The organism is Afipia sp. GW821-FHT04G03, from assembly GCF_059419985.1.
This window is the reverse complement of the sequence record NZ_JBWKSV010000002.1, coordinates 802,185-824,570: the sequence shown is the minus strand read 5'-3', so window position 1 is coordinate 824,570 and position 22,386 is coordinate 802,185. Positions and strand designations below refer to the sequence as shown.

Genomic DNA, 22,386 nt, shown 5'->3' with positions numbered 1-22,386 from the left:
CAGAGCTGAAAATCAATGACAACAAAAACAAGCGATCCCTTTCCGCTCGGACAACCGGGCTTCGTGTCCCATCCCATCGACCGTGCGGCGCATGTGCGCACCGACGCCGAGAAACTGTTCGCGCTGGAGGGCGACCGCAAGGCGCGCGCCTATGTGATGCATCGCGATTCGATCGTGGTGACGCAGGGCGCGGACGGCCCGCGCGCGCTACTGACGCTGGATGAGGCACGGAAGTTCGGCGCCAATCCCGGCACCATCTTTCTCGGCCTGCTCGAGGGCGCGGCGATTTTCGGAATGGGCATCAGCGCCGCCGCCGCCGAGGATCTGATGGGCCGCCAGGATGTCGGCGTGGAAAACCTGCGCGCCGTCGCCGCGAGCGGAGCTATACCGGCGCGCGAACTGTCCACCATTGCGATGGCGAAATCGCTGGTGAGCTGGCATCAGCGCCACGGCTACTGCGCCAATTGCGGCACGCGCACCGCAATGACGCAAGGCGGCTGGAAACGCGATTGCCCGAGCTGCAAGGCCGAGCATTTTCCGCGCACCGATCCGGTGGTCATCATGCTGGTGACATCCGGCGACAAATGCCTGATGGGGCGTCAGTCGCAGTTTCCACCGACCATGTGGTCGTGTCTCGCCGGATTCGTTGAAGCCGCCGAGACCATTGAAAACGCCGTTCAGCGCGAAATCCTCGAAGAGGCCGGCATCCACTGCACCGATGTGCGTTACTACATGACGCAGCCGTGGCCCTATCCGTCGTCGCTGATGATCGGATGCACCGCGCGCGCCACCACCACCGACATTGTCGTCGACAGGACCGAACTTGAAGATGCGCGCTGGTTCACGCGCGGCGAAGCGGTGGCGATGCTCGCCAGGACTCATCCCGAGGGCCTGACGGGCCCTCATCCGGTCGCAATCGCGCACCACCTTCTGGCGAACTGGCTCGCGGAAACAGCTTGAGGGTTCCCTTGAATGGGAACCGCATCGCGGGTCATTGATTGTCTTGATCACCGGCCATTTCGGGCGAGGCGCAGTGTCAGTGAATATCCACGATCAAGCACGCAAGACATCACCACGCATTGTCTGCATCGGCATGCCGGTACGCGATCTCATTTTTCGCGTGCCGGAAGTTCCTGCTCGCGGACAAAAGGAATATGCCAGCGAGTTCGTCGAGGTCGCCGGCGGTAATTCGCCCAACGCCGCCATTTCGATTTCACGGCTCGGCGGACGCGTTCTGCTCACAGGCCCGATCGGCGGCGCGCTCGCCGCGAGCAATGTCACCATCAACGACCAGTTCAGGAGCGAAGGCATCGACACCAGCGGTCTTGTTGTCGTCGATGATGTGGTCACGCCGATCTCCAGCGTCCTGATCGATCCGAGCGGTGAGCGCACCATCGCCACTTTTCGCGATCCGAAACTGTGGACCGTGGCGCTGCCGTCATCGGACATCCTGCTCGCGGACTGCGCCGCCATTCTGATCGAAAGCCGCTGCGCTGAATTCGGCACCGATGTATGCGCAGAGGCGCACCGCCGCGGCATTCCCGTCGTCATCGACGGCGACCGGATGATGTCGATGCGCGAAGGGCTGCTGCAGGTCGCGTCGCATGTCGTCTTTTCCGCGGAGGCGCTGCATGCCACCGCAGGCGAGAACGATGACGTGACCGCGCTGCGCAAGCTCGCACAGGTGACCCACGCATTGCTCGGCGTCACGTCGGGCGCCAAGGGCGTGATCTGGCTCGACCGGCAGGGCGAGCCGAAACACATGCCGGCTTTCCCGGTTCATACGGTCGATACGCTGGGCGCGGGCGACGCCTTCCACGGCGCATTCACGCTGGCCGTGGCGGAAGGACAGCCGCTGGAACAGGCGATGCGATTCGCCTCCGCGACGGCCGCCTTGAAATGCACCCGCTTCGGCGGCGCCTTCGGTTCCCCCCAACGTATTGAAGTTGACGCTCTTTTGGCCTCCAGCACGGCCGCCCTTCCCGCATAGAGGCTCTCTAAAGCCGCAAATCCGGGCTTGTCAGAGAATGTTTTTCTATATATGAGGGAAAGAACCCTTTTTTATGGAAGAAAGTTCTTCTCATGTCTGACGCTGCTGTAGCAATTCTTGATGCCCCGCGCCGCCTCGACGCCATCGACCGCAAGATTCTGACCGTTCTGCAGGACGATGCCTCCCTGTCGGTGGCCGAAATCGGCGACCGGGTCGGCCTGTCCTCGACGCCGTGCTGGAAGCGCATCCAGCGCATGGAGGCCGAAGGCATCATCCTGCGCCGCGTTGCGCTGGTGGACCAGAACAAGATCGGCCTCGGGATTTCGGTGTTCGTCTCGGTCGAAAGCGGCGACCACTCCGACGCCTGGCTGAAGAAATTCGCCGACGCCGTCAGCGCCATGCCCGAAGTGATGGAATTCTATCGCATGGCCGGCGACGTCGACTACATGCTGCGCGTGGTCGTGGCCGACATGCAGAGCTACGATATTTTCTACAAGAAGCTCATCAGCGCGGTGGCGCTGAAGAACGTCACGTCCCGCTTCGCGATGGAAAAGATCAAGTCGGTGACGGCGCTGCCGGTGCCGGCGCTCAGCGCGGCGTAAGGCCCGCTCTTCCAGGCCGATATTATCCACCAGGCGCCGGGCCCATCGATGGTCCGGCGTTTCCGCAGCTGCTTACCGAAATCCGAAATTTACCGGAACTTATTGCTTTTGCGCGATCATCCTGTCCGGTTGAACGGGAAAACCATCGTGCAACGTCGTTTGCTGACATGGCTCCTTCCGGCTGGCTTGCTGTTGGCGAGCTGGCTCGCAATCGCCTCGTTGTCGTTGCGGCTTCCCGTCGGTGCCGAAGCCGCGGCGATCATATTCCCGCCGTGGTGGACGACGCAGCAAAGCATGGCCGCGATCGCCTCGACCGACAACGCCATCATCAGAACCACAGCCATTCCGGCGATCATCGTCGTCCAGTTGGCCAGACAGGACGGCCTCGTCCGCTTGCGCAAGGCCGGCGCATGGTTCGCCATTGATCCACAAGCCCTCGCCAGCTGCTTCAAGATATGACGCGGAAAGAGCACGACATGCAGGCCGACAATTCAGATGCCGCCCCCACAGACATGGATGCCTTGCGCGAGACGGCAAGCAAGGCGCTCCTCATCCTGCTCTGGGTGCACGTGCCCCTGTCGGCCGCGATCGGCCTGATGCGGGATACCGACTGGCTGGTACCGGCATTCGTCATGGCGGCCATGGCCATGACGGCGACGCTGTCGTGGCGCGCGTCCGGAAGTTCGCCTGCGACCCGCCTTACCGTAGCGGTTGCGCTGATGGGCGGCGTGTCGCTCTTCGTCTATCAACTGTCAGGGCACCCCTGGCAAACCGACGGCCACATGTACTTCTTCGCGGCGCTCGCCGGCCTCGCCGTCTACTGCGACTATCGCGTGATCATCATCGGCGCCGCCGCGGTGGCGCTGCATCATCTTGCGTTGAATTTTCTTCTTCCGGCGGCCGTCTATCCCGGCGGCTCCGATTTCGGCCGCGTCGTTCTCCATGCCGTTATCCTCATCCTCGAAGCCGGCGCACTGATCTGGCTCGCCGCCAAACTTTCCGAACTGTTCGAAACCACAGCGCAAAAGACCGCCGAGGCAGAAATGGCGCTCGCCGAAGTTCAGTCGGCGCACGCCGGGGAAGACCGCGCCAAGGCGCAGCAAAGAGCGAAGGAAGAAAGAGAAGCGGCGATGCATGCACTCGCCGCGAGCTTCGAGCAGAAGATCGGCCATATCGTCGATGCCGTCGCAACGGCGGCGACCGAGTTGCAGGCTATGTCCGAATCGATGAGCGGCACCTCCGAGGAGGCGACACGTCTGGCGACCGCGGTCGCCGCAGCGTCGGCACAGGCAACATCCAATGTGGAAACCGTCGCCGCCGCGGCGGAAGAATTGACCGGCTCAATCGGCGAAATCGGCCAGCAGGTCACGCGCTCGACCCAGGTCGCCGGCAAGGCCACCGAAGAGGCCAAACGCACCAACACGATGGTCGAAGGCCTGTCGCTCGGAACGCAGAAGATCGGCGAGGTGGTGACATTCATCCAGGGTATCGCGAACCAGACCAACTTGCTGGCCCTGAATGCAACCATCGAAGCGGCGCGCGCCGGCGAGCATGGCCGCGGCTTCGCCGTGGTCGCCAGCGAGGTCAAAGCCCTCGCCAGCCAGACAGCGAAGGCGACCGAGGAAATATCCGCCCAGATACAAGGCATCCAGGCCACCACGCGCGAGGCTGTGAACGCGATACAGGAGATCGGCGGAACAATCCGCGAGATCAACGAAATATCCGGCGCGATCTCCGCCTCCGTGCAGCAGCAGGACGCAGCGGCGCGCGAGATCGCGGGCAATGTCGATCAGGCGGCGCGCGGCACGCGTGATGTGAATTCAAACATCGCCGGCGTCACCCGGTCTTCGGCCGACGTCGATGCGGCTTCGGCGAAGCTGCTTGAGGCAGCGACCGGACTGTCGGCGCAATCCGGGCGGCTGAAGACCGAAATCAACAACTTCGTCCGCTCGATCCGCGCGGCATAGGACGTCGTTCAGATCTTCTGATTGTACTCGCCGACTTCCGGATGGGTGCGCAGCACCGAATCCATCGCCTCGAACATGTCGCGCATGCGCGCCTCCGACACCGGGCTCTCGACCACGACCACAAGCTCAGGCTTGTTGCTTGAGGCGCGCACCAGACCCCAGCTGCCGTCCTCGCAGGTGACGCGCACGCCGTTGACCGTGACCAGATCGCGGATCGGCTGACCGGCCACCTTCGCGCCCTTCGCCTTCAGATCCTCGAAGTGCTTCACGACCTGCGTGACGATTCCATATTTAGTTTCGTCCGAGCAATGCGGCGACATGGTCGGCGACGACCATGTCTTCGGCAGCGCGTCCTTCAGGTCCGCCATCGTCTTGCCGGTTGCGCGATCCAGCATCTCGCAGATCGCGATGGCCGAGACGAGGCCGTCGTCATAGCCGCGTCCGACCGGCGCGTTGAAGAAGAAGTGGCCGGACTTCTCGAAGCCCGCCAGCGCCTTCAATTCATGGGTGCGACGCTTCATGTAGGAATGGCCGGTCTTCCAGTAGGTGGCCTGCGCGCCCTGCTTTTGCAGCACGGGGTCCGTGACGAACAATCCGGTCGATTTCACGTCGACCACGAACTGCGCATTCTTGTGGATCGCGGACATGTCGCGCGCCAGCATGACGCCGACCTTGTCGGCGAAGATTTCCTCGCCGGTGTTGTCGACCACGCCGCAGCGGTCGCCGTCACCGTCGAAGCCGAGACCCACATCGGCCTTGTGCTCGAGCACCGCATCGCGGATCGCGTGCAGCATTTCCATGTCTTCGGGATTCGGATTGTATTTCGGGAAGGTGTGATCCAGTTCGGTATCCAGCCGGATCACCTCGCAGCCGATGGCTTCCATCACCTGCGGCGAGAATGCGCCCGCTGTACCGTTGCCGCACGCGACCACAACCTTCAGCTTGCGCTTCAGCTTCGGGCGCTTGGTGAGATCGGCGATATAGCGCGCCGGGAAATTCTCGTGAAACTGGTAGCCGCCTGCCGGCTTCAGCTTGAACGCGGAATTGAGCACGATCTCCTTCAGCCGCGTCATCTCGTCGGGTCCAAAGGTGAGCGGACGATTCGCGCCCATCTTCACACCGGTCCAGCCGTTGTCGTTATGCGAGGCCGTCACCATGGCGACGCACGGCACGTCGAGCTCGAACTGCGCGAAATACGCCATCGGCGTCACCGCAAGCCCGATGTCATGCACCTTGCAGCCCGAGGCCAGCAGGCCCGAGATCAGCGCATACTTGATAGAGGCCGAATAGCTGCGGAAATCGTGCGCGGTGACGATCTCCTGCTTCTGTCCCATCTCGCCGATCAAGGTGCCGAGGCCCATGCCCAGCGCCTGAATACCCATCAGGTTGATTTCCTTGCCGAACAGCCACCGCGCGTCGTATTCGCGGAAACCGGTCGCCTTCACCATCGGCTCGGATTCATAGGCATAGGTATTGGGGACGAGTTCGGGCTTCGGCTTCGGAAACATCAATGGCCTCGCGGGAAAAACGAAAGATATCCTGCAGCCTTAGCGAATGCCGCGACTGGAGGAAAGGCGGGAGCGGAGTATTTAGGATCGAAATGCGGCATATTGGCAGCATCCTCGTACAGCCTTCATTCAGATCGAGCGCGCCATGACCGACAGCCGCCTTCAGTATCCCGCAACCGAGCGCAATCGCGACGCCATTCTCGGCGTCCTGCGCGGCGTGCTTCCCGCGACGGGCCTTGTCCTCGAAATCGCCAGCGGATCGGGCGAACACATCGTGCATTTCGCGCGGGCTTGTCCGGGCCTGACCTTCCAGCCGTCCGACCCTGAAGACGCGGCGCTGCAAAGCATCGCGGCATGGACGCAGCACACCGGCACAGCCAACGTGTTGCCGCCGGTGATGCTGGACGCCGTATCGGACAGCTGGCCGCTGGCGTCGGCCGACACCGTGCTCTGCATCAACATGATCCACATTGCGCCATGGCGCGCGACGGAAGGACTCCTGCGCGGAGCATCGAAACTGTTGGGCGAAGGCGCGCCGCTTTATCTGTATGGGCCGTACCGGCGCGCAGGCGTGGTCACCGCTCCGAGCAACGACGCGTTCGACCAAAGCCTGAAAGCGCGAAATCCGGAATGGGGATTGCGCGACCTGGAAGCCGTCGCAGCACTGGCGCGGGACGCGGGATTTTCAGCGCCGGCCGTGACCGAGATGCCGGCCAATAATCTCAGCGTGGTGTTTCGGCGGGCGTAATCGTCATTGCGAGCGAAGCGAAGCAATCCATGGCGGGAAACACGAAGCTGGATTGCTTCGTCGCGAGGGCTCCTCGCAATGACGGCGAATCGGACGGCCTTACTGTTCCATCACCAGCTTGCCGCCGGCCATTTCAAAGCGCTTGAGCTTCGACAAAAACGACAAGCCGAGCAGGTTCTCCGACAACGCTTCGTCGGGCAGCACCAGCGCGTCCACGTCACGCACCACGAGTCCTCCGATGTCCACCATCGCAAGGCGCGTGCGCGCGGCCTTGATCGAGCCGTTGGCGGTGGAGACGTTTGCCGTGTAATCGCTGGGCCGCGGTCGGACACCGATCTGCGCCGCGGATTTTTCGTTCAGCGCAATCACCGACGCGCCGGTATCGACCATGAACCCGAGACGCCGGCCATCCACGCGGCCTTCGGTCTGGAAATGACCGCGGCCGTCCCGCGGAATCGTCACGCTGCGGACGCCGGCATGTCCGGTTGTCTGCGGCTGCACCGACGCGAAAGCATTCATGGCCCTCGTCTTGTCGACGGCCCTGGCCTGCGCCTTTTCGCTGCTGATCTTGTCGGCGACCGTCGCCATGGACGTGCCCAGCACGATGAGAATGGCCGCCAGAATCATGATGCTACGCATAACGCACACACCTGTACTCAACCGGTCCGGCGTGAATCCGCCTTGAACTCGACCTGGACCTGACCATGCCGGACGGAACTTGAACCCAATGGCCCCGGCAAGAGAGCGTTTTCCGCGATAAGGGTGAGCGAAGCGTTAATTTCAGCGCCATCCGGGCGGCGGCGGGCGGTGTTTATGTCCCGCGCGGTTTGACGCGGCGGGTCGGCGGCGCGGAGGCGGGGTCTTCCGGCCAGGGATGACGCGGATAGCGGCCGCGCAGGTCCGTGCGCACGGCGGCATAGGAGCCGCGCCAGAAACCCGGCAGATCGCGCGTCACCTGCACGGGACGATGCGCGGGCGACAGCAATTCCAGCACCAGCGGAATCTTGCCCCTCGCAATCGACGGATGAACCGTGAGCCCGAACAGTTCCTGCAACCGCACGGCGATGGTCGGTCCCTGCTCGGCTTCATAATCGATCGGCAGCGACGTGCCGGTCGGCGCTTCGAAATGCGTCGGCGCATCGCGGTCGAGCCGCGCGCGGCTCTCCCACGGCAGCTGCGCCATCAGTGCCTCCGACAGATCGCCCGCCGAGAAACCTGCCAGCGAGGTCTTGTCGAACAATGCGGGCACCAGCCATTCGCCGCGCGTCTCCGCCAGTGCGCTGTCAGACAGGTCCGGCCATTCGTCCGGCGACGCCGCGCGTAGAAACATGATGCGGTCCCGCCATTGCTTGAGCGGCTTCGACCATGGCAAGCGGTCCATGCCGGCCGCGACAAGACCATCGGCCAGCACCCGCGCGGTCTCCGCCGAGGGTGAGACCGGCAGGGTTTGTTCTGACAGCGTGATTGCGTGCAGCTTCTTCCTGCGCCGGGCGCGCAGCGCCATCGCGGATCTGTCGAACGTCACCTCGTCGTCGGTCTGGATGTGATCGGCGAACTGCTGTTCGATTTCTGTTTGGGTGATCGGCGCAGCCAGAAGGATGCGCCCGTTCGCCGCCGTGCCGGTCAGTTCGGCCACCGCGATGTAAGGCGACTTCGCCAGCGCCGAGGTCTGTTCGATGGAGGCGCCACGTCCGTTGGCGAGCACGAACGATCCGTTGCCGCGATTGCGCGCCACGCGATCGGGAAAGGCGAGCGCAAGCATGATGCCCGTCGAGAGCGAATGATCGTCAGCGTCAAACGGTTCGCTCGCTGCCACCTGCCTCGCCCACCGCTCCGCCAACTGCCGCGCGCTTTGCGCGCGCTGGGAGCGGTCGCGGCGGAAGTTATCCAGCCGCGCGTCGAGATCGGCGCTGTCGCCGCCGAGTCCGCGCTCGGTGAGAATCGCCGCAATGTGCGCCGCCTCCTCGCCTGCACCCAGCCGATGCGAGTCCACGATCATGCGCGCGAGCCTTGGCGGCAGCGCCAGCGCACGCAGGCTATTGCCTTCCGGCGTGATGCGGCCTGCGTCGTCGAGCGCATTCAGTTCACGGAGCAGCGCACGCGCTTCGGTCAACGCAGGCAGCGGCGGGGAATCGAGAAACGCCAGCGTAGACAGATCGCTCGCGCCCCAATGCGCGAGGTCAAGCACCAGCGAGGACAAGTCCGCCGACAGAATCTCCGGCCGCGTGTAGGCTTCAAGCGACGCGGTCTGCGGCTCGTCCCAAAGCCGATAGCAGATGCCTGGCTCGGTGCGTCCCGCGCGGCCCCGGCGCTGGTCCACTGCCGCGCGCGAGGCACGGATGGTTTCCAGCCGCGTAAGGCCAATATCCGGCTCGTAACGCGGTACCCGCGCCATGCCGGAATCGACCACGATCCGCACGCCCTCGATGGTGAGCGAAGTCTCTGCAATCGACGTCGCCAGCACCACCTTGCGCTGGCCTTTCGGCGGCGGCGAGATCGCGCGGTCCTGCACGGCAGCATCGAGCGCACCGAACAGCGGCACGATCTCGGTGTTCGGATCGCTGACGCGCTCGCTGAGAAACGTCTGGGTGCGGCGGATTTCAGCGGCACCCGGCAAGAACGCCAGCACCGAACCGGCATCGGCGCGCAACGCCGTGGCGATGGCGTCCGCCATCTGCCGTTCGATCTGCACGTCCGGCTTGCGGCCGAGATAGCGCGTGTCCACCGGAAATGCGCGGCCTTCGCTGGCAATGACAGGCGCGTCGCCCAGCAGTTTTGCGACCCGCGCACCATCGAGCGTCGCGGACATCACGAGAATTCTTAAATCCTCGCGCAAGCCCTGCTGCGCGTCGCGCGCCAGCGCGAGCCCTAAATCCGCATCCAGCGATCGCTCATGGAATTCATCGAACAGAACGGCAGCGACACCGGACAATTCCGGATCGTCCAGAATCTGCCGCGTGAAGATTCCTTCGGTGACGACCTCGATCCGGGTGCTGCGCGAAATCTTCGAGCCGAACCGAACGCGATAGCCGACGGTCTCGCCGACCTTCTCGCCCAGCGTCTGCGCCATGCGCTCGGCGGCAGCGCGCGCGGCGATGCGGCGCGGCTCCAGCACGATGATCTTCTTGCCTTTCGCCCATGCGGCATCGAGCAGCGCCAGCGGCACGCGCGTGGTCTTGCCCGCGCCCGGCGGCGCGACCAGCACGGCGGTGCTGCTGCGCGCCATCGTATCGGACAACTCGCCGAGAACCGCGTCGATGGGAAGGGACGTGGAGAAGTTCATTGCATCATCATCGTCGTCCCCGCGAAAGCGGGGACCCATAACCACTGAAGGTCGTTGGCGCCATGTCTATATCAGCTTGCTCGGGAAGTATGGGTCCCCGCTTTCGCGGGGACGACATCGTATTTGGAACACAAGCGCGTCCTGGAGCAGACTCAAATCGCCCCGCGCCCGACGCTCTCATAGATGAAGCCGAGCGCTTCCATGTCCTCGCGGCGATAGATGTTGCGCAAATCGACGATCACCGGCGTCGCCATTTCGCGCTTCAGCCGCTTGAGATCGAGCGCGCGGAATTGCCGCCACTCGGTGACGATCACCAGCGCGTCGGCATCCTTGGCGACAGCATAGGCATCGTCGCAATAGGTGATGTCCGGCAGTTCGGTTTTCGCCTGCTCCATGCCCGCCGGATCGTAGGCGCGCACTTTCGCTCCGAGATCAAGCAGTCCCGTCACGAGCGGAATCGACGGCGCCTCGCGCATGTCGTCGGTGTCGGGCTTGAAGGTCAGGCCGAGCAGACCGACGGTCTTGCCGCGCAGGTTGCCGCCGAGCGCGGTCGAGACCTTGCGCGCCATCGCGCGCTTGCGGTTGTCGTTGACCGCCAGCACCGCCTCGACGATGCGCAGCGGCACATCATGATCCAGCGCGGTCTTCACCAGCGCGCGGGTGTCCTTCGGAAAACACGAGCCGCCGAAGCCGGGACCGGCGTTGAGAAACTTCGGGCCGATGCGGTTGTCGAGCCCGATGCCGCGCGCGACCTCCTGCACATCGGCGCCGACCTTTTCGGCAAGGTCCGCCATCTCGTTGATGAAGGTGATCTTGGTCGCGAGAAAAGCGTTGGCGGCGTACTTGATCAACTCCGCCGTGCGCCGCTCGGTGTACATGATCGGCGCCTGATTGAGATACAGCGGCCGGTAGACCTCGCCGAGGACCTTGCGCGCACGTTCGTCATCGGTACCAACCACGATGCGGTCGGGATGCTTGAAGTCACGGATCGCCGCACCCTCACGCAGAAATTCCGGGTTGGATGCGACCGCGACATCCGCCTGGGGATTGGTCTCGCGGATGATGCGCTCAACCTCGTCGCCTGTGCCGACCGGCACGGTGGATTTGGTGACGATCACCGTGAAGCCTTGCAGGGCCTTGGCGATGTCGCGCGCTGCGGCATGAACATAGGTGAGGTCGGCATAGCCGTCGCCGCGCCGCGACGGCGTTCCGACCGCGATGAACACCGCATCCGCCTTGCCGACAGGTCCGGCGAGATCGGTGGTGAAATCGAGCCGCCCCGCCTGCACGGACGCCGCCACCAGCCGGTCCAGATCGGGCTCGAAAATCGGAATTTCGCCCCGGTTCAGCGCGGCGATCTTGCCGGCGTCGGTGTCCACGCAGGTGACGCGATGGCCGAAATCCGCGAAGCAAGCCCCGGAAACCAGCCCTACATAGCCCGTGCCGATCATGGCAATCCGCATGAAGCACCTATCCCCAAAGCAAAATTAACGACGTTGTTTTCGCGGGCCTTTTAACGCAAATCCACGTGAATTGGGCACAACATTTGTATGAATAAAGGAGAATGAAACCCCTGCGCCCCAAAGTGGCGCCGGATTGGACCGAAACGAGACACCCATGAGCAATATCAGCACATCCGGCATACACCCGTCGCCAGCCTCGGGGCGGCTCGACTGGGTCGATTACGCCAAGGGCATCTGCATCGTCATGGTGGTGATGATGCACTCGACGCTGGGCGTCGAGGCCGCCGCCGGCAAGCAGGGTTTCATGCACCTGCTGGTGGAGTTCGCACGGCCGTTCCGGATGCCGGATTTCTTCCTGATCTCGGGGCTGTTCCTGGCGCGGGTGATCGATCGCGACTGGCGCACCTATCTCGACCGCAAGGTGGTCCACTTCGCCTATTTCTACGTGCTGTGGGTGACGATCCAGTTCGCCTTCAAGGCGCCTGGCTTCGCCGCCGAGCAGGGCTGGGTACATGTCGGCGTCATGTACCTGCAAGCGTTCATCGAGCCGTTCGGCACGTTGTGGTTCATCTACCTGCTGCCAATCTTTTTCGTGGTGACGAAAGCGACGTTGCGGATTCCGGCGCCGGTGATCTGGCTCGCCGCAGCGGCGCTTGAGATGACGCATATCACGACCGGCTGGACCGTGATCGACGAGTTCGCCTCGCGCTTTGTGTATTTCTATTCCGGCTACCTGTTGGCGAACTACGTGTTCGTGCTGGCCGATCGCGCGCGCGCCCAGCCGGGCGTCGCCCTGCTCGGCCTCGCCGCATGGGCGGTCGCCAACGCCGTGCTGGTGTTCTCCGGCTTCAGCGAACGGCCGGGCATTTCGCTCGCGCTCGGCTTTGCCGGCGCCTGCGCCATCATCATCATGGGCACGCTGCTCGCCCGCGCCAACTGGCTCGGAGCCCTGCGCTATTGCGGCGAGCACTCCATCGTCATCTATCTCGCCTTCTTCCTGCCGATGGCCATCGTGCGCGTGGTGCTGCTCAAGACCGGCATCATTCCCGACATCGGGCTGGTCTCGCTGATCGACACCGCCGCGGGCGTCCTTGGTGCGCTGGCGATGTGGTGGGGCGCGAAACGCGCCGGGCTCAACTTCCTGTTCGAGCGGCCGGCCATGTTCTGGCTTACGCCGAAACAGCCGCGCCCGGCCTTGCAGGCGGCAGAGTAAATCCATCCATCCGCGATGTCGTCCCCGCGAAAGCGGGGACGACACTGATTTTCCGGGAACGGCACCCAAGATTCCAGTGCGCATCTACCTCCCAAAGGGGTGTTAATCGCGGCCAAAATCCTTAAGTTGCCGCCATGCCGAAAAAGCCTGCATCCCCCGCGAAATCGCCCGCCGCCACGAAGGCTGAAAAGCCCGCTGCCGCGAAACCCGCCACCCAAGCTGCCGCCGCCAAACCGCCAGCCGCAACAAAGGCCGCTGCCTCCAGTGCGCCCTCAAAAGGCGACCACGTCTTTCTGGTGGACGGTTCCGGCTACATCTTCCGCGCCTATCACGCGCTGCCGCCGCTGAACCGCAAGTCCGACGGCTTGCAGGTCAACGCCGTGCTCGGCTTCTGCAACATGCTGTGGAAGCTGATGCGCGATATGCCGCCCGATAACCGGCCGACACATCTGGCGATCATCTTCGACAAGTCCGAAGTTACCTTCCGCAATAAATTGTATCCCGAATACAAGGCGCAGCGCCCGCCCGCACCGGACGATCTCATTCCGCAGTTCGCCCTGATCCGCGAAGCGGTGCGCGCGTTCGACCTGCCGTGCCTCGAACAGGCCGGTTTCGAGGCCGACGACCTGATCGCAACTTACGTCCGCGAGGCTTGCGAGCGCGGCGCGACCGCAACCATCGTCTCCTCCGACAAGGACCTGATGCAACTCGTGACCGACTGCGTCACCATGTACGACACCATGAAGGATCGCCGCATCGGCATTCCCGAGGTGATCGAGAAGTTCGGCGTGCCGCCCGAGAAGGTAGTCGAGGTGCAGGCGCTCGCGGGCGACTCGGTGGACAACGTGCCGGGCGTGCCGGGCATCGGCATCAAGACCGCGGCGCAACTGATCATCGAATACGGCGATCTCGAAACACTGCTCAAGCGCGCGCCCGAGATCAAGCAGCCGAAACGCCGCGAGGCGCTGATCGAGAACGCCGAGAAGGCGCGCATCTCGCGCCAACTCGTGCAACTCGACGATAGAGTTAAGCTCGACGTCCCACTCGACGACCTCGCCGTGCATGAGCCGGATTCGCGCAAGCTGATCTCGTTTCTGAAAGCGATGGAATTCTCGACGCTGACGCGGCGCGTGGCGGAATATTCGCAGATCGATCCGGCGGATGTCGAAGCCGACGCCGGCATGAAAAGCGCGTTCGCACCCGCCGATGTCGCCGCAGGATCGCCCGCCACGCCGGCGCTGGGCGGCGAGCCTGATCTGCTGGCCCAGGGTACTTCAAACGCAACGTCCAATGCCGGCCAGTGGTCCGGATCTGCAAAACCAAAGCAGGCCACAGACAACGGTGGACCGCAGACGCCGAAAGCGCTTGCCGATGCCCGTGCCGCCGAAGCACGCAGCGCGAAATTCGACCGCGCCAAATACGCGACAATCAGTTCGCTCGACGAGTTGCAGCGCTGGATCGCGCGCGCTTACGACATCGGCCATGTCGCGCTGACCATCGAGACCAGCACCGCCGATCCGATGCAGGCCGAGATTTGCGGCATCTCGCTTGCGCTCGGTGCGAACCAGGCCGCTTACCTTCCGCTGGCGCATACCAAGCCCGGCGACGGCTCCGGCCTGTTTGCCGGAGGCCTCGCGCCCGATCAGATCAAGGCCGCCGATGCGCTGGCCGCGCTGAAGCCGCTGCTCACGGATGTCGGCGTCATCAAGATCGGCCACGATCTGAAATTCGATTCCGTCGTGCTGGCGCAGCACGGCATCGCCATGGCGCCCATCGACGACACGATCCTGATTTCCTACGTGCTCGACGCGGGCCGCGCGAAACACGATCAGGAGTCGCTGGCGGAGAGCTGGTTCGGCCACAAGACCATCGGCTTCACGGACCTGACCGGCACCGGCAAGAACCGCATCGCCTACGATCAGGTCCCCGTCGACAAGGCGACCGCATACGCTGCCGAGCGCGCCGACATCGCGCTGCGGCTGTGGCGCGTGCTGAAGCCGCGCCTGCTGTCGTATCGCGTCAACACGGTCTACGAGACACTGGAGCGGCCGCTGGTGCCGGTGCTCGCGCGCATGGAACGGCGCGGCATTTCCATCGACCGTCAGGTGCTGTCGCGCCTGTCGGGCGAGTTTGCGCAGACCGCCGCACGGGTCGAAGCCGAGATTCAGAGGATGGCGGGCGAGCCGATCAATCCGGGAAGCCCGAAGCAGCTCGGCGACATCATGTTCGGCAAGATGGGCCTGCCCGGCGGCGCGAAGACCAAGACCGGCGCGTGGTCAACGTCAGCGCAGATTCTCGACGAACTGGCCGAAGCCGGACACGAATTCCCGAAACATGTTCTGGAATGGCGGCAGGTCACCAAACTGAAGTCGACCTATACCGACTCGCTGCCGGAATACGTCAACCCGCAGACCCATCGCGTGCACACGACTTACGCACTCGCGGCGACGACCACGGGAAGACTCTCATCCAACGAACCGAACCTGCAGAACATTCCGGTGCGCACCGAGGATGGCCGCAAGATCCGCAAGGCCTTCATCGCCGCCAAGGGCTACAAGCTGGTGTCGGCGGATTATTCGCAGATCGAGTTGCGGCTGCTGGCCGAGATCGCGGATATCCCGTCGCTGAAGCAGGCGTTCCAGGACAAGCTCGACATTCACGCCATGACGGCGTCGGAAATGTTCGGCGTGCCGATCAAGGACATGCCGGCCGAAGTGCGCCGCCGCGCCAAGGCGATCAACTTCGGCATCATCTACGGCATCTCGGCGTTCGGGCTTGCCAATCAGCTCGGCATTCCGCGCGAGGAAGCGGGTGCGTACATCAAGAAATATTTCGAACGCTTCCCCGGCATCCGCGCCTACATGGACGCGACGCGCGACTTCTGCCGCGAGCATGGCTATGTCGAGACGATCTTCGGCCGCAAATGCCACTACCCGGACATCAAGGCGAGCAATCCGTCGATCCGCTCGTTCAACGAGCGCGCCGCCATCAATGCGCGCCTGCAAGGCTCCGCCGCCGACATCATCCGCCGCGCCATGATCCGGATGGAAGACGCACTCGCCGAGAAGAAACTATCGGCGCAGATGCTGTTGCAGGTCCACGACGAACTGATCTTCGAGGTGCCGGACGACGAGGTCGCGAAGACGCTGCCGGTGGTGCAGCAGGTGATGCAGGACGCGCCGTTCCCGGCGGTGGCGCTGTCGGTGCCGTTGCAGGTCGATGCCCGCGCCGCCAACAACTGGGACGAGGCGCACTAGACGCCTCAATCTGCTTTGTCCTTCGACACACTCCCTGCTGGAACACATCGCCCACATGCCTGACCTGTCCGCCTTTCCGATCACCAAGCGCTGGCCGCCGAAGCATCCCGACCGCCTGCAGCTCTACTCGCTGCCGACGCCAAACGGCGTGAAGGTGTCGATCATGCTTGAAGAAACCGGATTGCCGTATGAGGCGCATCTGGTCGATTTCGGCAAGAACGACCAGCACACGCCTGAATTCCTGTCGCTCAATCCGAATGGAAAGATTCCGGCGATCATCGACCCTGACGGTCCCGGCGGAAAGCCGCTCGGACTCTTCGAATCCGGGGCGATCCTCGACTATCTCTCCGGAAAAACTGGCAAGTTCATTCCGCTCGACCCCGCGCGCAGGATCGAGACTATCCAGTGGGTCCATTTCCAGATGGGCGGTATCGGGCCGATGTTCGGGCAGCTTGGATTTTTCAACAAGTTCGCCGGCAAGGAGTACGAGGACAAACGTCCGCTTCAGCGCTACGTGAACGAGTCGAAACGGCTGCTCGGCGTGATCGAGCGCCGGCTCGACGGCAGGCAATGGATCATGGGCGACGACTACACCATCGCCGATATTTCAATGCTCGGCTGGGTGCGCAACCTGATCGGTTTCTACGAGGCTCGCGAACTGGTCGAATTCGATAACCTGCAGCACGTTCCTGCCTGGCTGGAACGCGGTCTGGCGCGGCCAGCGGTGCAGCGTGGCTTGACTATCCCGGCCCGGCCCTAAACCCGATTGCAGCGTGATGGGAAACATCTCGCCGCATCAGCCCAGCTTCACCTCAAACCCGCGCTTCACGCCGGGCCGCGCCATCATCGCATTGTACCAGCGCTCGACCTCCGGAAACTCGGCGAGCGGCACCTTGTGGCGCTCGTGACGCCACGCCCAGCCGAGAATGGCGAAGTCGGCCACCGACAGTTTGTCAGCGACGAACTCGCGGCCCCTGAGGCGGCGGTCGAGCACGCCATAGAGCCTGCGCGTCTCCTTTGAAAATCGCTCGAGGCCGTAGCGGCGGTCGTGCTCGTTCTCCAGCGCGATGAAATGATGCACCTGACCCGGCATCGGACCGAAACCACCCATCTGCCACATCAGCCATTCCAGCACCGGAATCCGCTCGCCCAGGTCCTTCGGCAGGAATTTTCCCGTTTTTTCCCCGAGGTACAAAAGGATCGCCCCGGACTCGAAGACGCTGACCGGCTTACCGCCCGGACCGTCCGGATCGACGATGGCGGGAATCTTGTTGTTCGGGCTGATCTTCAGGAAATCCGGCGCAAGCTGCTCGTCCTTGGAGATATTGATGGGATGCACCTTGTAGGGAAGGCCCATTTCTTCCAGCGCGATACTGATCTTGCGGCCGTTGGGCGTGTTCCAGGTGTAGAGATCGATGGTCATGGGCCTGCCTTTATTGATCTTGCGCTGTTGACGGTGTGCGATCCGCTGTGGAATGTCCACGCCAGCTTCGGTTTGGGCATGATCTTTTCCGAAAACCGGTTTCCACTTTTCGGGATCATGCCGTAAATTCCCGCAAATCCCTTAACTCGAAGAGATCGCCTTGTCCAAATCAGCGTCCCGCGCCCGCCTCAAAGACATCATCCACAAGCGTTCGTTCGGGCGTGGCGAAATCACCCTCGCCTCCGGCCGCAAGAGCGATTTCTATTTCAACCTCAAGCCCACCATGCTCGACCCTGAGGGCGCGGCGCTGCTCGCCGAACTGTCTCTCGACGCGCTGAAGGACGACCAGATCGATTACATCGGCGGGCTGGAAATGGGCGCGGTGCCGATCGCCGGCGCGATCGCGCAACTGTCGTGGCTCAAGGGACATCCCATCGCGGCATTCTTCGTGCGCAAAAAGCCGAAGGAACATGGCGCACGGCTCGCGGTCGAAGGCCTCGCCAAGGGCGAGAGCCTCGCCGGCAAGCGCATCGTCATCGTCGAGGATGTCACCACCACCGGCGGCTCGGCCGTCAAGGCCGTGGACGCCGTGAAGGACTCCGGCGGCGAGGTCGTGCTGGTGTTCACCATGGTCGATCGCGACGAAGGCGCGACCGAAGCGTTCGAGAAAGCCGGCATTCCCTTCCGCGCGCTCTACAAGGCGGGCGAGTTTTTGAAAGGCTGAGATTTGTTTGATCGATTTCATTCGCGGCGGCTCGCCGCGCTCTCGCTTTTTCTCCTGTTGTGCCCGGACGTCGCCTTCGCCGCCGAAGGCCTGAACGGCGCGAAGCTCTCGATCCTGTGGGCGCTGCCGTTCATCGGTATCCTGCTGTGCATCGCCACCGGACCGGTGTTCTATCCGCATGTCTGGGAACATCACTTCGGCAAGTTCACCACGCTCTGGGCGGCGCTCATCGTCGTTCCGTTGTTCCTGACCGTTGACATTTCCACCGTCACGACGACGCTCGCACACACGGCGCTGCTGGAATACATGCCGTTCATTCTGCTGCTGCTGGCGCTGTTCACGGTCGCCGGCGGCATCTATCTCGAAGGCAATCTGCACGACAGCGTGTTCACCAACACCGTGCTGCTCGCCGTCGGCGCAGTGATGGCCAGCATCGTCGGCACCACGGGCGCCGCGATGATCCTGATCCGTCCGCTGATCCGCGCCAACGACAGCCGGCGGTACAACGCCCATGTGGTGGTGTTCTTTATTTTTCTGGTCGCCAATATCGGCGGCGCATTGTCGCCGCTCGGCGATCCACCGCTGTTCATCGGATTCCTGAAAGGCGTCGACTTCTTCTGGACGACGAAACATCTTTGGCAAGAGACGCTGGTGGTCGGCGGAATCGTGCTCGCGATCTTTTTTGTGATCGACCTTTATCTGCATCACCGCGAAGGCCGTTTCTCGCAAAAGAAGGACCCGACGCCCGACTCGCCGCTGAAACTTCACGGCAAGATCAACCTCCTGCTGATCGCCGTTATCATCGCCGCCATCCTGATGAGCGCGCAATGGAAGCCCGGCGTGTCGTTCCACGTCGCCGGCGTCGAATTGCAGATACAGGATCTCGCGCGCGACGTGATCTTCGTTCTCGTGACGATCTGGTCGATCGCCATGACCCGCAAGGCGGATCGGGAGGCCAACGGCTTCTCGTGGGGGCCGATCCAGGAAGTCGCAATTCTCTTCGCGGGCATCTTCATCTGCATCGTGCCGGTGATGGCGATGTTGCAGGCGGGCGCGCAAGGGCCGTTCGCCGCCCTGCTCGGCCTCGTCACCAATGCCGACGGCAGCAACAACGCCGCCGCCTACTTCTGGCTTACCGGCATCCTGTCGTCGTTCCTCGACAACGCGCCGACCTATCTGGTGTTCTTCCAGCTGGCAGGTGGCGATCCGCAGGTGCTGATGACGGCGAAATCCGCGACGCTGGCGGCAATCTCGTCGGGCGCGGTGTACATGGGCGCCAACACCTATATCGGCAACGCGCCGAACTTCATGGTCTACGCCATCGCGCGGCAGGCCGGCGTGAAGATGCCGAGCTTCTTCGGCTACATGATCTGGTCCGTGCTGGTGCTGATCCCCACCTTTATCCTGGCGACGTTCCTGTTCTTCTGAACGGAGATTCTTCTACGGTCATGAAAGCGGCATCATGAAAGCAGCCGTCATGGGCGCCGGCGCCGTCGGGAGCTATATCGGCGCGATGCTGGCGCGCGCGGGTCATGACGTGACCCTGATCGCGCGGCCTCATCATGTCGAAGCCATCAAGGCGCACGGTCTTGTGCTTGAAAGCCGCAGCTTCCACGGCAGCATTCCGGTGCAGGCGACGGCGGACGCATCCGGCGTCGCAGGCGCGGACGTGGTGCTGCTGTGCGTGAAATCGGCCGACACCGAAGCCGCGGGCCGCGCGATCGCCCCGCACCTCAAGCCGGATGCCACGGTGCTGTGCCTTCAGAATGGCGTGGACAACGCGGAACGCCTGCAAGCAACCATCCGGCAAGTTGCCGTTCCCGCCGCCGTCTATGTCGCCACCGAGATCGCAGGCCCGGGGCATGTCAGACATAAAGGGCGGGGCGATCTCATCATCGGCCCTTCGCCGGCGAGCGAGAGCATTGCCAGGCAATTCAGCGACGCCGCTATTCCCACGACGGTTTCGAAAAACGTCATCGGCGAGTTGTGGGTCAAGCTCATCCTGAACTGCGCCTACAATGCGCTGTCGGCGGTGGCCGAACTTCCCTATGGACCCATGCTCAAAGTCCAGGGCGTCACCGACGTCATGGAGAGCGCGATCGGCGAATGCGTCGCGGTGGCTCGGGCGCTGAACATTCCGATTCCGGCCAACATCGGCGACACCGTGTTCGCGCTGGCCGGAACGATGCCGGCGCAATACTCATCGACCGCGCAGGATCTCGCGCGCGGCAAGCCCACTGAAATCGATTATCTGAACGGCTACGTCGTCCGAAAGGGCGCGGAGCTTGCCATTCCGACGCCGACCAATCTCGCGCTTCAGGTCATGGTCAAATTGCGCGAAGCCCGGCGCTCGCATCCGCGCTCCTAACCTCGCGTTTACCATCTCGCATTAAGGTCATTGACGCTGCGGCAATCGATGCCGCGGGCGTCAGCGTTGCGTGAGTGGGGCCAAAGTTGCGTAAACAGTTGCGTAGTTCGCGCGCGCCGCGCCGCATGGCGCTTGTTCTCGCTGCCGCCATGGCATTCGCGATAGCGCCCGGCGCGGCGTCCGCCGGCATTTTCGATTTCCTGTTCGGCAACGAAAAGCCTGAGCGGCCATCGCCGCAATCGCAAAGCAATTCCTTCGCCGATCCGCTGGGCCTTTTCTCCAATCCGAATCCCGCGCCCGCCCCGGCTGCATCCCCCGGCGGACGTTTCACCAGCTATTGCGTGCGAAGCTGCGACGGCCGCTATTTCCCTCTGACCTCGCGCGGCGGCAGCACGCCGGCGCAGATGTGCCAGGCGTTCTGCCCGGCGAGCCCGACCAAGGTTTATTCCGGCAACAGCATCGATTACGCGGTCGGCAACATGGGCGAGCGCTATGTCGATTCGCCGAATGCATTCGCCTATCGCAAGGCACTGAAAGCGGACTGCACCTGTAACGGCCGCGATGCCGCGGGCCTCGCGCCGGTCGATCTGACGCTCGATACCACGCTGCGCCCCGGCGACATTGTCGCCACCGCGAACGGGCTGGTCGCCTATTCCGGCACGAAGACAGCGAACGGTCAGACCACGGAATTCACGCCGGTGAACAGCTACCCCGGCCTCACGCAAGAGTTACGCGCGCGTCTCGGCGAAATGAAGGTGACGCCGGTAGCCGCGGAAATTTCCGAGGACAGTTTCACGCCGCCGGAAATAACCGGATCGCTGGCGCAGCCCAAGCTGTCGCAGCCTGCGGCGCCCGCGCCAAAGATCGCGGCCCCGAAAGCCAAGCGGGCTGAAGCGCGCTAAGGGCGCTTACCGCCCGACGATGACGCCGATCACGTTGGGTGCGGCGAGATATTTCTCTTCCATCGCCATGCGCGCCTTGGCCCGGATCTCCGGCGTCAGCAGCCCGCGATGTTCCGCGAGGATCATCCAGCAATAGCCCCACCAGTCGGCGAGGACGCCGGTGTCGTCGACCAGATCGTAGCCATGCTCGGCGGCGAAGATGCGCGCCCGCGCCTCATCCAGCGCATCGAGAAACGCATGGTCCTTCAGCGAGAACAGGTCGTCGCTGAAGTCGTCGGTGGTGTAGCCCCACACCGACATGCAGACCGCGTTGAACTCGCGGTCGATCTGGTCGTCGTCCACGACCCGTGTGCGGGAGGCGGTGTGGAGACGGGAGAGCGTGCGGGCGAAGTCCGCGATGCGCGTCAGCGCTGTGTTGTCGAACGCAATATTGGACATGTAGTCCTCAAGACCGATGACAGACCCTAGATGTGGTGGCGCGATGCGCCGAATCACAATGATATATCAATGACTTGCTAAAGTGTTCTTAATTTGTTCCTTTTATTTGGTACAGGCCGCCGCGCAAGCCTCAGGGCACGACCGTGATAGGGATCGATGCGAGTTCGGAAGAGAGTTTGCGCACAGCTTTTTCAGCCTCGGCCGGAAGCTGCTCAGGGGTGCAGCAAAACGGCACCTCGAGCCCCAGTTTCTTGCTGGAGTCGCTTTCCCATATCAGGCCGACGAATGACTTCTTCGCTACGAAGTCGTGCGTGAGACTGGCGATCTTGATGCCGTCGTTATCCGCCATCAGAGCCTCCCGATGTTACGTTTGGAATAGCGCGCCCATACTGGAATATAACGATTCCGGCGGGCGAGCAGTCAACCTGCCAGCGAGCAGCGTGTTCCTGTGGAACGATCGGAAAGCGTGCGCCCTTTCCTGACTTCGCCGCGCATGACGG

The 22,386-nt window shown here is 63.2% G+C and carries 20 protein-coding genes; 13 read left to right on the top strand and 7 right to left on the bottom strand.

Features of this window, described 5'->3' with window-relative positions; translation table 11 throughout:
- Positions 1 to 15 precede the first annotated feature (15 nt).
- The 5 genes from nudC (at position 16) to AC07UB_RS13160 (ending at position 4,559) form a co-directional block, all read left to right on the top strand.
- Positions 16 to 960: an NAD(+) diphosphatase gene (gene nudC / locus AC07UB_RS13180; RefSeq protein WP_494653367.1), complete on the top strand. Its 945-nt coding sequence runs from the start codon at positions 16 to 18 to the stop codon at positions 958 to 960.
- Positions 961 to 1,039: 79 nt separating this feature from the next.
- Positions 1,040 to 1,990 (top strand): sugar kinase, encoded by a 951-nt coding sequence (locus AC07UB_RS13175; protein WP_494653631.1) that lies wholly within the window; start codon positions 1,040 to 1,042, stop codon positions 1,988 to 1,990.
- A 92-nt stretch (positions 1,991 to 2,082) separates the two neighbouring features.
- Entirely contained in the window at positions 2,083 to 2,592 is a 510-nt protein-coding gene (locus AC07UB_RS13170; protein WP_492791074.1) for an Lrp/AsnC family transcriptional regulator, read from the top strand.
- A 48-nt stretch (positions 2,593 to 2,640) separates the two neighbouring features.
- Positions 2,641 to 3,051, top strand: a complete 411-nt coding sequence (locus AC07UB_RS13165) for a hypothetical protein (protein ID WP_494653365.1) — start codon at positions 2,641 to 2,643, stop codon at positions 3,049 to 3,051.
- A 17-nt stretch (positions 3,052 to 3,068) separates the two neighbouring features.
- The gene (locus tag AC07UB_RS13160) at positions 3,069 to 4,559 is read left to right on the top strand and encodes a methyl-accepting chemotaxis protein (protein WP_494653363.1); all 1,491 of its coding nucleotides are present in this window, start codon (positions 3,069 to 3,071) and stop codon (positions 4,557 to 4,559) included.
- Positions 4,560 to 4,567: 8 nt separating this feature from the next.
- On the opposite strand, the gene AC07UB_RS13155 is transcribed toward AC07UB_RS13160, so the two are convergent.
- Entirely contained in the window at positions 4,568 to 6,067 is a 1,500-nt protein-coding gene (locus tag AC07UB_RS13155; protein WP_494653361.1) for a phosphomannomutase/phosphoglucomutase, read from the bottom strand.
- 145 nt (positions 6,068 to 6,212) lie between these two features.
- Between AC07UB_RS13155 and AC07UB_RS13150 the strand changes: the two genes are divergently transcribed.
- Positions 6,213 to 6,815 carry a DUF938 domain-containing protein gene (locus tag AC07UB_RS13150; protein ID WP_494653359.1) on the top strand — a complete coding sequence of 201 codons (603 nt, stop codon included), beginning with the start codon at positions 6,213 to 6,215 and terminating at the stop codon, positions 6,813 to 6,815.
- A gap of 99 nt (positions 6,816 to 6,914) precedes the next feature.
- On the opposite strand, the gene AC07UB_RS13145 is transcribed toward AC07UB_RS13150, so the two are convergent.
- The 3 genes from AC07UB_RS13145 to AC07UB_RS13135 all read right to left on the bottom strand — a co-directional run bounded on the left by AC07UB_RS13145 (position 6,915) and on the right by AC07UB_RS13135 (position 11,561).
- The gene (locus AC07UB_RS13145) at positions 6,915 to 7,454 is read right to left on the bottom strand and encodes a TIGR02281 family clan AA aspartic protease (protein ID WP_494653357.1); all 540 of its coding nucleotides are present in this window, start codon (positions 7,452 to 7,454) and stop codon (positions 6,915 to 6,917) included.
- A gap of 172 nt (positions 7,455 to 7,626) precedes the next feature.
- Positions 7,627 to 10,098, bottom strand: coding sequence for an ATP-dependent helicase HrpB (gene hrpB, locus AC07UB_RS13140; RefSeq protein WP_494653355.1), 2,472 nt, complete (start codon positions 10,096 to 10,098; stop codon positions 7,627 to 7,629).
- A gap of 152 nt (positions 10,099 to 10,250) precedes the next feature.
- Entirely contained in the window at positions 10,251 to 11,561 is a 1,311-nt protein-coding gene (locus tag AC07UB_RS13135) for a UDP-glucose dehydrogenase family protein (protein ID WP_494653353.1), read from the bottom strand.
- Positions 11,562 to 11,715: 154 nt separating this feature from the next.
- On the opposite strand from AC07UB_RS13135, the gene AC07UB_RS13130 reads away from it, so the two are divergent.
- The 3 genes from AC07UB_RS13130 (at position 11,716) to AC07UB_RS13120 (ending at position 16,791) form a co-directional block, all read left to right on the top strand.
- Complete coding sequence (locus tag AC07UB_RS13130; RefSeq protein ID WP_494653351.1) at positions 11,716 to 12,774, top strand: acyltransferase family protein; 1,059 nt, start codon at positions 11,716 to 11,718, stop codon at positions 12,772 to 12,774.
- 134 nt (positions 12,775 to 12,908) lie between these two features.
- Positions 12,909 to 16,031 (top strand): DNA polymerase I, encoded by a 3,123-nt coding sequence (gene polA / locus AC07UB_RS13125; protein WP_494653349.1) that lies wholly within the window; start codon positions 12,909 to 12,911, stop codon positions 16,029 to 16,031.
- A 55-nt stretch (positions 16,032 to 16,086) separates the two neighbouring features.
- Positions 16,087 to 16,791 carry a glutathione S-transferase N-terminal domain-containing protein gene (locus AC07UB_RS13120; RefSeq protein WP_494653347.1) on the top strand — a complete coding sequence of 235 codons (705 nt, stop codon included), beginning with the start codon at positions 16,087 to 16,089 and terminating at the stop codon, positions 16,789 to 16,791.
- Positions 16,792 to 16,827: 36 nt separating this feature from the next.
- On the opposite strand, the gene AC07UB_RS13115 is transcribed toward AC07UB_RS13120, so the two are convergent.
- Complete coding sequence (locus tag AC07UB_RS13115) at positions 16,828 to 17,454, bottom strand: glutathione S-transferase family protein (RefSeq protein WP_492791085.1); 627 nt, start codon at positions 17,452 to 17,454, stop codon at positions 16,828 to 16,830.
- A 160-nt stretch (positions 17,455 to 17,614) separates the two neighbouring features.
- Between AC07UB_RS13115 and pyrE the strand changes: the two genes are divergently transcribed.
- The 4 genes from pyrE to AC07UB_RS13095 all read left to right on the top strand — a co-directional run bounded on the left by pyrE (position 17,615) and on the right by AC07UB_RS13095 (position 21,448).
- A complete protein-coding gene (pyrE, locus tag AC07UB_RS13110; protein WP_494653345.1) occupies positions 17,615 to 18,178 on the top strand; it encodes an orotate phosphoribosyltransferase in 564 nt (187 codons plus the stop codon).
- 3 nt (positions 18,179 to 18,181) lie between these two features.
- The gene (locus AC07UB_RS13105; protein ID WP_494653343.1) at positions 18,182 to 19,606 is read left to right on the top strand and encodes a sodium:proton antiporter; all 1,425 of its coding nucleotides are present in this window, start codon (positions 18,182 to 18,184) and stop codon (positions 19,604 to 19,606) included.
- Between the two features lie 34 nt (positions 19,607 to 19,640).
- Complete coding sequence (locus AC07UB_RS13100) at positions 19,641 to 20,546, top strand: ketopantoate reductase family protein (RefSeq protein WP_494653341.1); 906 nt, start codon at positions 19,641 to 19,643, stop codon at positions 20,544 to 20,546.
- Between the two features lie 125 nt (positions 20,547 to 20,671).
- Positions 20,672 to 21,448: a DUF2865 domain-containing protein gene (locus AC07UB_RS13095; RefSeq protein WP_494653629.1), complete on the top strand. Its 777-nt coding sequence runs from the start codon at positions 20,672 to 20,674 to the stop codon at positions 21,446 to 21,448.
- A 6-nt stretch (positions 21,449 to 21,454) separates the two neighbouring features.
- On the opposite strand, the gene AC07UB_RS13090 is transcribed toward AC07UB_RS13095, so the two are convergent.
- Both AC07UB_RS13090 and AC07UB_RS13085 read right to left on the bottom strand, forming a co-directional pair.
- Entirely contained in the window at positions 21,455 to 21,886 is a 432-nt protein-coding gene (locus AC07UB_RS13090) for a hypothetical protein (RefSeq protein ID WP_492791089.1), read from the bottom strand.
- Positions 21,887 to 22,016: 130 nt separating this feature from the next.
- Positions 22,017 to 22,235, bottom strand: a complete 219-nt coding sequence (locus AC07UB_RS13085; RefSeq protein WP_492791090.1) for a hypothetical protein — start codon at positions 22,233 to 22,235, stop codon at positions 22,017 to 22,019.
- Between the last annotated feature and the right edge of the window lie 151 nt (positions 22,236 to 22,386).

Bases quoted from the DNA above. Each gene is read 5' to 3' on its own strand.
- nudC (WP_494653367.1), top strand. From the start codon at position 16: ATGACAACAAAAACAAGCGATCCCTTTCCGCTCGGACAACCGGGCTTC.
- AC07UB_RS13170 (WP_492791074.1), top strand. From the start codon at position 2,083: ATGTCTGACGCTGCTGTAGCAATTCTTGATGCCCCGCGCCGCCTCGAC.
- AC07UB_RS13165 (WP_494653365.1), top strand. From the start codon at position 2,641: ATGGTCCGGCGTTTCCGCAGCTGCTTACCGAAATCCGAAATTTACCGG.
- AC07UB_RS13160 (WP_494653363.1), top strand. From the start codon at position 3,069: ATGCAGGCCGACAATTCAGATGCCGCCCCCACAGACATGGATGCCTTG.
- AC07UB_RS13155 (WP_494653361.1), bottom strand. From the start codon at position 6,067: ATGTTTCCGAAGCCGAAGCCCGAACTCGTCCCCAATACCTATGCCTAT.
- AC07UB_RS13150 (WP_494653359.1), top strand. From the start codon at position 6,213: ATGACCGACAGCCGCCTTCAGTATCCCGCAACCGAGCGCAATCGCGAC.
- AC07UB_RS13145 (WP_494653357.1), bottom strand. From the start codon at position 7,454: ATGCGTAGCATCATGATTCTGGCGGCCATTCTCATCGTGCTGGGCACG.
- hrpB (WP_494653355.1), bottom strand. From the start codon at position 10,098: ATGAACTTCTCCACGTCCCTTCCCATCGACGCGGTTCTCGGCGAGTTG.
- AC07UB_RS13135 (WP_494653353.1), bottom strand. From the start codon at position 11,561: ATGCGGATTGCCATGATCGGCACGGGCTATGTAGGGCTGGTTTCCGGG.
- AC07UB_RS13130 (WP_494653351.1), top strand. From the start codon at position 11,716: ATGAGCAATATCAGCACATCCGGCATACACCCGTCGCCAGCCTCGGGG.
- polA (WP_494653349.1), top strand. From the start codon at position 12,909: ATGCCGAAAAAGCCTGCATCCCCCGCGAAATCGCCCGCCGCCACGAAG.
- AC07UB_RS13120 (WP_494653347.1), top strand. From the start codon at position 16,087: ATGCCTGACCTGTCCGCCTTTCCGATCACCAAGCGCTGGCCGCCGAAG.
- AC07UB_RS13115 (WP_492791085.1), bottom strand. From the start codon at position 17,454: ATGACCATCGATCTCTACACCTGGAACACGCCCAACGGCCGCAAGATC.
- AC07UB_RS13100 (WP_494653341.1), top strand. From the start codon at position 19,641: ATGAAAGCAGCCGTCATGGGCGCCGGCGCCGTCGGGAGCTATATCGGC.
- AC07UB_RS13095 (WP_494653629.1), top strand. From the start codon at position 20,672: ATGGCGCTTGTTCTCGCTGCCGCCATGGCATTCGCGATAGCGCCCGGC.
- AC07UB_RS13090 (WP_492791089.1), bottom strand. From the start codon at position 21,886: ATGTCCAATATTGCGTTCGACAACACAGCGCTGACGCGCATCGCGGAC.
- AC07UB_RS13085 (WP_492791090.1), bottom strand. From the start codon at position 22,235: ATGGCGGATAACGACGGCATCAAGATCGCCAGTCTCACGCACGACTTC.